Origin of the sequence: Streptomyces marokkonensis (assembly GCF_039539045.1) — a bacterium.
Classification (GTDB): domain Bacteria; phylum Actinomycetota; class Actinomycetes; order Streptomycetales; family Streptomycetaceae; genus Streptomyces; species Streptomyces marokkonensis.
Genome location: NZ_BAABCQ010000105.1, coordinates 17,477 through 27,401, shown reverse-complemented (window position 1 = coordinate 27,401; position 9,925 = coordinate 17,477). Strand labels below are relative to the sequence as shown.

At 68.6% G+C, this 9,925-nt stretch carries 6 protein-coding genes and 2 pseudogenes; 5 read left to right on the top strand and 3 right to left on the bottom strand.

The genetic code is table 11. From position 1 onward, the window contains the following. Window positions 1–427 precede the first annotated feature (427 nt). On the top strand, window positions 428–1,402 hold the full coding sequence (locus tag ABEA26_RS23690; RefSeq protein WP_345595282.1) for an ROK family protein: 975 nt from the start codon (window positions 428–430) through the stop codon (window positions 1,400–1,402). Window positions 1,403–1,579: 177 nt separating this feature from the next. On the opposite strand, the gene ABEA26_RS23685 is transcribed toward ABEA26_RS23690, so the two are convergent. Both ABEA26_RS23685 and ABEA26_RS23680 read right to left on the bottom strand, forming a co-directional pair. Continuing rightward, on the bottom strand, window positions 1,580–2,608 hold the full coding sequence (locus ABEA26_RS23685) for a LacI family DNA-binding transcriptional regulator (protein ID WP_345595281.1): 1,029 nt from the start codon (window positions 2,606–2,608) through the stop codon (window positions 1,580–1,582). Further along, complete coding sequence (locus ABEA26_RS23680) at window positions 2,605–5,043, bottom strand: glycoside hydrolase family 2 protein (protein WP_345595280.1); 2,439 nt, start codon at window positions 5,041–5,043, stop codon at window positions 2,605–2,607. The genes ABEA26_RS23685 and ABEA26_RS23680 overlap by 4 nt, the downstream gene beginning before the upstream one ends. A 268-nt stretch (window positions 5,044–5,311) precedes the next feature. On the opposite strand from ABEA26_RS23680, the gene ABEA26_RS23675 reads away from it, so the two are divergent. The 3 genes from ABEA26_RS23675 (at window position 5,312) to ABEA26_RS23665 (ending at window position 8,557) form a co-directional block, all read left to right on the top strand. Continuing rightward, the gene (locus tag ABEA26_RS23675) at window positions 5,312–6,634 is read left to right on the top strand and encodes an ABC transporter substrate-binding protein (protein ID WP_345595279.1); all 1,323 of its coding nucleotides are present in this window, start codon (window positions 5,312–5,314) and stop codon (window positions 6,632–6,634) included. 88 nt (window positions 6,635–6,722) lie between these two features. Next, window positions 6,723–7,697, top strand: a complete 975-nt coding sequence (locus tag ABEA26_RS23670) for a carbohydrate ABC transporter permease (RefSeq protein ID WP_345595278.1) — start codon at window positions 6,723–6,725, stop codon at window positions 7,695–7,697. Continuing rightward, on the top strand, window positions 7,694–8,557 hold the full coding sequence (locus ABEA26_RS23665; protein WP_345595277.1) for a carbohydrate ABC transporter permease: 864 nt from the start codon (window positions 7,694–7,696) through the stop codon (window positions 8,555–8,557). The genes ABEA26_RS23670 and ABEA26_RS23665 overlap by 4 nt, the downstream gene beginning before the upstream one ends. Before the next feature lie 103 nt (window positions 8,558–8,660). On the opposite strand, the pseudogene ABEA26_RS23660 reads toward ABEA26_RS23665, so the two are convergent. Then, window positions 8,661–9,333: pseudogene (locus tag ABEA26_RS23660) on the bottom strand (response regulator). Between the two features lie 5 nt (window positions 9,334–9,338). Between ABEA26_RS23660 and ABEA26_RS23655 the strand changes: the two are divergent. Then, window positions 9,339–9,813: pseudogene (locus tag ABEA26_RS23655) on the top strand (IS3 family transposase); the annotation flags it as partial. Window positions 9,814–9,925: the final 112 nt, after the last annotated feature.

The window sequence follows — 9,925 nt, the reverse complement described above, 5'->3', positions numbered from 1 at the left end:
GTTAACCGGTGCACACTCCTCATGCACACCCTCGTGCACACCCTCCGGCGCACAGACCGGGTACACCCCGAGCCGACCCCCGCCGAGCACCGATGCGCGCACAGTCCGCCTGTCACGCCCTCACGGACGGCGAGCCCTCTCCGTTGAGCGACAGAGGCTTCGGATGTCAGCCGTGCTCACGCCGCACTAGATGGCTATACCGGTTCAATAACAAGGCCATGATGAGTCGCGTGAATCTTTTCGTACACCGTTAACGTTACGAACGTGGATCCACTTCGACGGGGAAGGAGCGCACCCCCAGCCGGCACGTGAGTCTCCTCACCCCTGTTTGTAGACAACGTTGTCCGACCGGACCCCACCCACTCAACGCCGTCGGTACGCGGTGCGTGGAGACGGGGTCCGGCCGGTCTGAGAGAGGACTGAATCGGTGTACGCCGCCCTGGACATCGGAGGGACGAAGATCGCGGGAGCCCTCGTGGACGAGCGGGGAACCGTCGTCCACCGCGTCGAGCTCCCCACCCCCGCCCGGGAGTCCACCCACCGCATGGCGCGGACCGTCGATGCCGTGATCGACGCCCTGTCCGCCACCCCGGTCTGGGGCACGGTACGGGGGCTGGGCATCGCCAGCGCGGGCCCCGTCGACACGGCGGCCGGCTCGGTGAGCCCCGTGAACATTCCCGCCTGGCGGGCCTTTCCCCTCGTGGAGAGCGTGCGCGCCCACCCCATGGTCTTCGCCGGTATCGCACCGGTCCTGCTCGGGGATGCCGTGGCCATGACCGCTGCCGAACACTGGCTCGGCGCCGCTCGCGGAGTGGACAACGCGCTGTGCATGGTGGTCTCGACCGGCGTCGGGGGCGGCTACGTTCTGGGCGGCCGGCTGCTGCCGGGGCCCTCGGGGAACGCCGGACACATCGGTCACATCTCCGTCGACCTCGACGGTGCCCCCTGCGTCTGTGGTGGGCGGGGCTGTGTGGAGGGATACGCCAGCGGAACCGCCATCGCCCGGTACGCCGTACAGGCGGGGTGGGCCCCGCAGCCGGGCTCGGAACCGACTGCCGCCGCCGTCGCCGCCTCGGCCCGCGCGGGTGACGAACGCGCCCTGGCCGCATACGACCGCTCGGCACGGGCCCTGGCCGCCGCCATCGCCGGCAGCGCGACACTGCTGGAGATCGAGGTCGCGGTCATCGGCGGGGGTGTCGCCCAGGCCGGGGAGACGCTGTTCACTCCGCTACGCCGCCATCTGCGCGCCTACGCGGCGCTCGACTTCGTCCGCGGTATCGAGGTGCGCCCGGCCGCTCTGGCGCGGGACGCGGGTCTTGTCGGCGCGGCGGCAGCGGCGCGGCAGCGACTGCTGGACGCCGGGGAAGGTGTGACGCGAACCGCACTTGCAGCCGGTGGTTAACCGGTTTCGGCAATTACACCGGACGAGCCGTCAGAATCCCCAATCCTCCTCCAGGGCGAGTGCCGAACACCTTTCCCTTCCATACAGCGGCGCACAGGAGCACCGGGCGGGGACGTGTGAGGGGCGCGGCAGGATGCCGCGCCCCTCACACGTCCGCTCCCCTCAGCCCTCCGCGCCCTAGGAACGAGGTGACGCGGTCGAGGCGCGCGGGACGAGGGACGGTGTCGCCACCGGCTGGGAGGCGACCTCGCGGCCGCCGAGGACCTCGAACAGCACGCGTGTGACCTGGGCCCCGAAGCCGTGCACGTCGTGGCTCATCGCGGACAGCGTCGGATGGGTCAGCCGGCACAGCTGGGAGTCGTCCCAGGCCAGCAGCGACAGGTCGTCCGGCACCGAGATGCCCATCTCGGCGGCGACGCCGAGTCCGGCGACCGCCATGATGTCGTTGTCGTAGAGGATCGCCGTGGGGCGTTGCGGGGCCAGCAGCAGGGAGCGGGTGGCGCGTGCTCCCTCGTCGCCCGAGAAGCTCGTCTCCGCGTGCGGGCCGCTCTCGAGACCGAGTTCCCTCATGGTGTGCTCGAAGGCGGTCGTCCTGATGGCGCTGTGTCCCAGACCGCGGGGGCCGCCCACGTGTGCGATGTGCCGGTGGCCCAACGCCGCCAGATAACGCACCGCCTCGCCGACGGCGGCGGCGTCGTCGGTCCAGACCGAGGGGAAGCCTCCGGTCAGGGACGGGTGGCCGACCGCCACGGCCGGCAGGCCCAGCTTCCGCAGCGGCTCGACACGCGGGTCCTCCTGGTGGAAGTCGACCAGGATCGAGCCACCGATCTGCCGCTCCCTCCACCAGCGCTCCTGCAGGACGATCTCCTCCTCCAGCGAGTCGACCAGCCGCAGCAGCAACGAGCAGTCCCGCTCGGCCAGCACGCTCTCGATGCCGGAGATGAACTCCATGTAGAAGGGCTCCAGGCCCAGCAGCCGGGCCGGCCGGCAGATGGCCAGCCCGACGGTGTCGACCGACTGCCGGGACAGGCTGCGGGCCGAGGAGTTCGGCGCCCAGCCCAGTTGCCGCGCCGCCGCGAAGATCCGCTCCCGAGTGGTCTCGGAGACGCCCGGCTTGTGGTTGAAGGCCAGGGACACGGCACCCTTGGACACGCCCGCGACTGCGGCCACGTCCTTGATGGTGACGCGTTCGGAGGGTGCGCTCACGCCGGTTCCACGCAGTACAGCGCGGCGCGCACGGCGTTGGCTCCGGCCTCGGCGGCCCCCGTGACCCGAAGGCGGGCCTGTTCCCCGGGGAGGAGGGTGCTCAGTCCGCTGTCGCAGACCGCGTCCGGGCCGAGCCGGTCGGCCTGCAGGAGAAGGTCGCGTACCAGAGTGTGTGCTGTCACCACGACCTCGACACTACCCGCATCACCACCGACCGGGGACTCCACGGCCACGTCGTAACGCGGAACCGGATACGCGAAGTCCTTGTCCGGCACGGGAAGGTGCAGCGCGCGCAGGCCGCCGCAGTCGGCGACGAGGAACTCCTTGCCCGACCGCTCGTCCGGTACCAGCTCCTCGGGAACGCTCCGCCGGTGCACCGACCGGGGGTCGACGGCCGCGTCGAGGACCAGCCTCGCCACCTCGGTGCCGTCCGCCCGCATCCGGCGCAGTGTGACGGGGGCCTGCCACGGCTCCGCGGCCTGGTTGACGACGGCGAGCACCGGCCCGTCGGTGCCCGGCCCGTCGGTGCCCGGCTGAAGGGTGAGGAGCCGGTCCGCGTAGACGCGGCGCAGCTCGTGGTAGAGGGGCTTGAGTCTTCCGTCGCCGTCGATGGCGGCCCAGGAGCTGACCGGCCAGCAGTCGTTGATCTGCCAGACGATGGTGCCGGCGCACACCGGCCAGCGCGAACGCCAGTGCTCGATGCCGGCGGCGATCGCGCGGGCCTGCACGACCTGGGTGAGGTAGTGCCAGCGGTCGAAGTCGTCCTCGGGCGGGACGAAGTGGCGTTCCAGGCCGCGGTTCAGCTTGCCGTTGCCGTCCTCTGCCTTCTGGTGGTGCAGCATGCCGGGCGAGTCGGGGGCCAGCCGTTCGCCGGGCAGCGCGCGCCGCAGGGTCGCCATGGCGGGCGGTGCCTGCCAGCCGAACTCGGAGACGAAGCGGGGCACCGAGTCGCGGTACTCGGCGTAGTCCCGGCGGTTCCAGACCTCCCACGAGTGGTGGGTGCCGTGCGCCGGGTCGTTGGGGTGGTGGTCCCAGGAGCCGGACCAGGGACTGCCCGCCGTGTAGGGGCGGGTCGGGTCCAGTTCGGCGACGACGCGTGGCAGCAGGTCCAGGTAGTAGCCGCCGCCCCACGAGTCGCCGGCGAGTGCGGGCTCCCAGTCCCAGTCGCGAAAGCCCCACAGGTTCTCGTTGTTGCCGTTCCACAGGACGAGGCTCGGGTGCGGCATCAGCCGGACAACGTTGTCGCGCGCCTCGGCCTCGACCTCTCCGCGCAGCGGCTGCTCCTCCGGGTAGGCGGCGCAGGCGAAAAGGAAGTCCTGCCAGACCATGAGACCGAGTTCGTCGCACACGTCGTAGAAGGCGTCGTCCTCGTAGATCCCGCCGCCCCAGATCCGCACCAGGTCCACGCCCGCGTCGGCCGTCTGGCGCAGCCGGGTGCGATAGCGCTCGGGAGTGATCCGGGAGGGGAAGACGTCGTCGGGGATCCAGTTCACACCGCGTACGAAGACGCGTACGCCATTGACGACGAAGGTGAAACCGGTGCCGTGCTCGTCCTCGGAGCGGTCCAGTTCCACGTTCCGGAAGCCGATGCGCCGCTGCCAGGAGTCCAGCGGTTCCGCCCCCGCCCCGTCCTCGGCCAGCACCACCTCGAGGTCGTACAGCGGTTGCGCGCCATAGCCGCGCGGCCACCACAGGGAGACGTCGGGTACGTCGAGTGTCAGCACGGCCCGCGTGCCGTCGACGGCCGCGTGGGCCTCGACGCCGGCGACGGTGGCCCGGACGGTGAGAGAACGGTCCGTGCCCGCTTCCGTGCGCTCGACCTCGACGCGCACCTCGACCCGGCCGGTACCGCCCTCGACCGTCACCAGGGGACGCACGTCGGCCAGTCTCGCCGTCGACCAGCGCTCCAGCCGGACCGGACGCCAGATGCCGGCGGTCACCAGTGTCGGACCCCAGTCCCAGCCGAAGCTGCTGGCCATCTTGCGGATGTACTGGAAGGGCTCCGGGTAGACGTTGGGGCGTTCACCCGTCAGTGCCCGTACCGACGCGGCCTCGTCGTAGGCGGAGGCGAAGTCCACCTTCAGCGGACCGTGGTGACCGGTGACGTCGAAACGGTGACGGCGGTGCATGTTGCGGGTGCGTCCCAGCTCCCGCCCGTCCAGGGTGACGGTCGCGGCCGTGTCGAGTCCGTCGAAGACCAGGTCCGTCCGCTCGTGGCCCTCCTCGGCGGTGTCGGTGGCCGCCACGTCCCGGACGTAGGTCCAGGCACGCCGTCCGACCCACGCCACCTCCGGCTCGTTGACGCCGAGGAAGGGGTCCGGGATCAGTCCGGCCGTGAGCAGGTCGGTGTGGACACAGCCGGGGACCTGGGCGGGCAGCTGACTCTCGTCGTGGCGCAGGCTCCAGTCCTCGGTGAGCTGGACGACTTCCCTCATGTGCGGCTCCTTAGGCGGGACGGGCCCCGTTTCATGTACGACGCGACCTAACCTAACCCCACACAAGTGAACCGGTCTAGCCCTCACCACTTGACAGGAGCGACCATCACGCCACAGTGGTTTCCAGCGACATCCGGCGTGCCCATTCACCGCGGGTAACGATTAAGTATCGCGATACGACGCTTAGCTTTACCGGTTCAAAGACGCCTGCCATAGTCGCCGACAACCACCGCAGCCCGAGCCGCAATCCTTGGAAGGAGCTGGGCACATGGGGAAGAGGACGCTGGGCGTCGCTCTGCTGACCACCGCGATGCTGACCGTCGCGGGGTGCGGCGGGGGCGGGAGCCCGAACGCCGACGAGACCGCCGCCGCGCCGGTGAACCCGGACGGCGTCTCGGGGGACATCACCGTCCTCACCAATCGCACCGACCTGATCCAGGACGGGACGATGAAGAAGTACGCCGCCGAGTTCAACAAGACCTACCCCGAGGTGAAGGTCAAGTTCGAGGGCCTCACCGACTACGAGGGTGAGGTGAAGATCCGTATGAACACGGAGGACTACGGCGACGTCCTGCTGATCCCCTCGGTGATCGCCAAGGGCGACTATCCCAAGTTCTTCGCACCGCTCGGTGACACCTCGACGATGAAGAGCACCTACCGCTTCACCGACAAGACGGACGTCGACGGCAAGACCTACGGCATCGCCACCTTCGGCACCGCCAACGGCTTCATCTACAACAAGGCGGTGTGGGAGAAGGCCGGCATCACCGAATGGCCGACGACGACACAGCAGTTCATGGATGACCTGAAGTCCGTCCAGGAGAAGACGGGCGCGACCCCGTACTACACCAACTTCAAGGACGGCTGGCCGCTCAGCAGCCCCTGGACCAACAGTGTCGGGTCGATCGGCTGCGACACCCGGGCTTCGGACAAGCTGGCCTCGATGGACAAGCCCTGGGAGAAGGGCACGGAGCTGAACGTGCTCGACACCCTGCTCCACGACATCGTCCACGAGAAGCTCTCGGAGAAGGACCCGGCCACCACCAACTGGGAGAGCTCGAAGACCCAGCTGGCCAAGGGCGAGGTGGGCAGCATGATGCTCGGCTCCTGGGCGATCAACCAGATGCGGGACGCGGCCGAGAAGGCGGGCCAGAACCCCGACGACATCGGCTTCATGCCCGTACCGGCACAGACGGAGGGCACGTTCTGCGCGACCCTGGTCTCCGACTACCAGCAGGCCGTCAACATCCACTCCGACCACAAGAGCGCGGCCCGGGCGTGGATCGACTGGTTCACCGAGGAGTCGGGCTACTCGGCCAAGGAGGGCGCCGTCTCCGCCCTGAAGGCCGAGGCCATGCCCGCCACCCTCAAGGGCTTCATTGACAACGATGTCAAGCTGGTGGAGCGCTCCGAGGCGAAGACCGCCGAGGTCAACGCCATCGACAACGCCTCCGAGATCGGCCTGGCCAAGCCGGACTACCGCCAAAAGCTCATCGACATCGCCCGTGGCGCCGTGGACGGGTCGCTCGACGGCTACTTCGACGAACTGAACAAGCGCTGGTCCGAGGCCAGGCAGATGGCCGGCTCCTGAACCGGCTCCAAGCCGGGCCCCTCCCCGTCGACGGGAGGGGCCCCCGCCCCAGTGCCCTCAGCGGACGACGAAAGGCCCTGGCCCCGCAATGACCCGCACCGCTTCCACCGCGTCACCGCCCGCTCCGGCCGCCGAGCCGGGCCGGCCCGGCAAGAGTCCCTCCCGGCGGCGCGCCCCGGGCGCCGCCACCTGGCGTGACCGGCCGTTGCGCCGCCTCACCCCGTGGCTGTTCCTTCTGGCCCCTCTGGCCCTGCTGGTCACGTTCACCTACGTGCCGGTGGGCAACATGATCTATTACAGCTTCACCGACTGGGACGGCGTCAGCCCCGACCGGAACTTCGTCGGCGGCGAGAACTACACCGAGCTGTTCACCCGGCCCGAACTCTTCAAGGTCTTCGCGGTCAGCCTCTACTACCTCGCGGCGTCCGCCGTACAGATCGTCGTCGCCCTGTACTTCGCCGCCGTCCTCAGCTTCGACCTGCGCTTCAGAAACCTGTTCAAGGGCATCCTGTTCTTTCCCTACCTGGTCAACGGCGTCGCGATCGGTTTCGTCTTCCTGTACTTCTTCCAGGACGGCGGCACCCTCGACTCGGTCCTGGCCTGGTTCGGCGCCGACACCGACCACGCGTGGCTGGGCAGCCCCGAGTCCGCCAACACCTCGCTCGCGGGCGTGTCCGTGTGGCGCTACACGGGCCTGAACTTCGTCCTCTTCCTCGGCGCCATCCAGTCGATCCCCGGTGAGCTCTACGAGGCCGCCGAGCTCGACGGCGCGACCCGGTGGCAGCAGTTCCGGCACATCATCGCGCCCAGCATCCGCCCGGTACTGAGCCTCAGCGTCATCCTGGCGATCTCCGGCTCACTGTCCGTCTTCGAGATCCCGTACATCATGACCGGCGGCGCGACCGAGACCTCGACCTTCGTCATCCAGACGGTGAAGTTCGCCTTCCAGTTCAACAAGACCGGCCTGGCCTCCGCCAGCGCGGTGGTGCTGCTGGTCATCATCCTGCTGATCACCTGGATCCAGCGCCGCATCGTGCCCGACGAGAAGGTTGACCTCGTATGACCATCACCGCCCCCGCCCAGGACCGGCCCCGCCGGCGCCTCCGCGTCGGCACCGCGCTCACCTACCTGTCGCTGATCGTCGCCTCCCTCGTCATCCTGGTCCCACTCCTCGTGGTCTTCCTGACCTCGCTGAAGTCATACGGTGAGATCTCCGACGGACAGGGCGCCCTGTCCCTGCCGGACGACTGGCTCAACTTCTCCAACTACGCCACGGCGTTCACCGACGGCCACATGCTGACGGCCTTCGGCAACACCGCCTTCATCCTGCTGTTCTCCATCACCGGCACCGTCATCATCGGCTCCATGACGGCGTACGCCATCGACCGCTTCGACTTCCGCTTCAAGAAGATCGTCATGGCGCTGTTCCTGATCGCCACCCTGGTGCCGGCCGTGACCACCCAGGTCGCCACTTTCCAGGTCGTCAACAGCTTCGGCCTGTTCGACACCCGCTGGGCCCCGATCCTGCTCTACATGGGCACCGACATCGTGTCGATCTACATCTTCCTGCAGTTCATCCGCGGCATTCCCAAGTCCCTCGACGAAGCGGCGCGGCTCGACGGTGCCAATTCCTTCACCATCTACCGGAAGATCATCTTTCCGCTGCTCAAGCCGGCGATCGCCACCGTGATCATCATCAAGGGCATCACCACGTACAACGACTTCTACATTCCGTTCCTGTACATGCCCTCCGAGGAACTCGGGACCATGTCGACGGCCCTGTTCCGCTTCAAGGGACCGTTCGGTGCGCACTGGGAGAACATCTCCGCCGGAGCCATCCTCGTGATCGTGCCCACTCTGGTGATATTCCTCTTCCTCCAGCGCTACATCTACAACGGGTTCGCGCAGGGGGCCACGAAGTAGCGGGGTCCGGGTGTCCGAGGGGCTGAGTACCTTCGCACCCGCGGGCGGGCTGATTCCGGCCGGCCCGCGCTCCGCCGTGCCGCACGTGTTGCGGGCGTGCCTTCTATGCGGTGGACGTCGCCGACGGGCGGATCAGTCCGCTCTCGTAGGCGAAGATGGTCACCTGCACGCGGTCCCGTAGAGCCAGTTTGCCGAGCACTGCGCCGACATGCACCTTCGCGGTGCCCACGGCCAGCCCCAGACGCGCTCCGATCTCCGCGTTGCTCAGGCCCGTGGCCACCAGGATCAGGATCTCGCGCTCGCGTCGGGTCAGGCAGTCCACGCCTCCGGCGGCCTCCGCGTGGACCGGGGCCCCTTGGGAGAAGGCCGCTATCAGACGTCGCGTGACGGCGGGGGCGAGGACGCCCTCCCCGGAGGCGACGACCCGTATCGCGGACAGCAGGTCGTCCGGCTCGAAATCCTTGAGCAGGAAGCCGGACGCTCCGGCACGCAACGCGTCGTAGACGTAGGCGTCGAGGTCGAACGTGGTGAGCACGAGGACTCTGCTACGACTGCTGTGACGGGTGATCAGCCGGGTGTCCGTCAGGCCGTCCATACCGGGCATCCGGATGTCCATCAGCACCAGGTCGGGGGCCAGTTCGGCCGCCATCGACACGGCCGCGGCCCCCGTCCGCGGCCTCACCAACCACGGTCATGTCGACCTCGGCGTCCAGGATCGCCGCGAAAGCCGCTCGAACGATCGCCTGATCGTCCACGACCAGCACACGTACGCTGATGGCGCATAGCCGTCGGCTCCACCTGGCTGTATGTGGCTACGGTCATCGACATCTGCTCACGCCGCGTGGTCGGCTGGTCGATCGCCGACCACATGCGCACCTCGCTGGTCACCGACGCGATCGAGATGGCCGTCGCCACCCGCGGCGGCTACGTGGACGGCGTCATCTTCCACGGACAGGGGCGCCCAATACGTGAGCCGGGCCTTCGCCGATGCCTGCCGCCGTCACGGCATCCGCCGCAGCATGGGACGCGTCGGATCGAGCTACGACAATGCCCTGGCCGAGTCCTTCTTCCAGGGCCTGAAGCGGGAGTTGCTCCACGGACGGCGCTTCACATCGAAGGCCCAGACCCGGCTCGAGCTCTTCCGCCGGCTCGCCTACTACAACCGGCACCGACGTCACTCTGCCCTCGGCTACCTCACACCGATCGAAGTCGAACAGCAGCTGATCACATCCACTACGCTGTCACTCGCCGCATGAAACCCGGTGTCCACTCCCGGGGATCAACCTCAGCTCCGGGCTCACCCACCAGGCGGGACTCCTGGAGAAGACCGGCCTGATCACCCGCAGCCCCTCCCCGCAGGACCAGCGC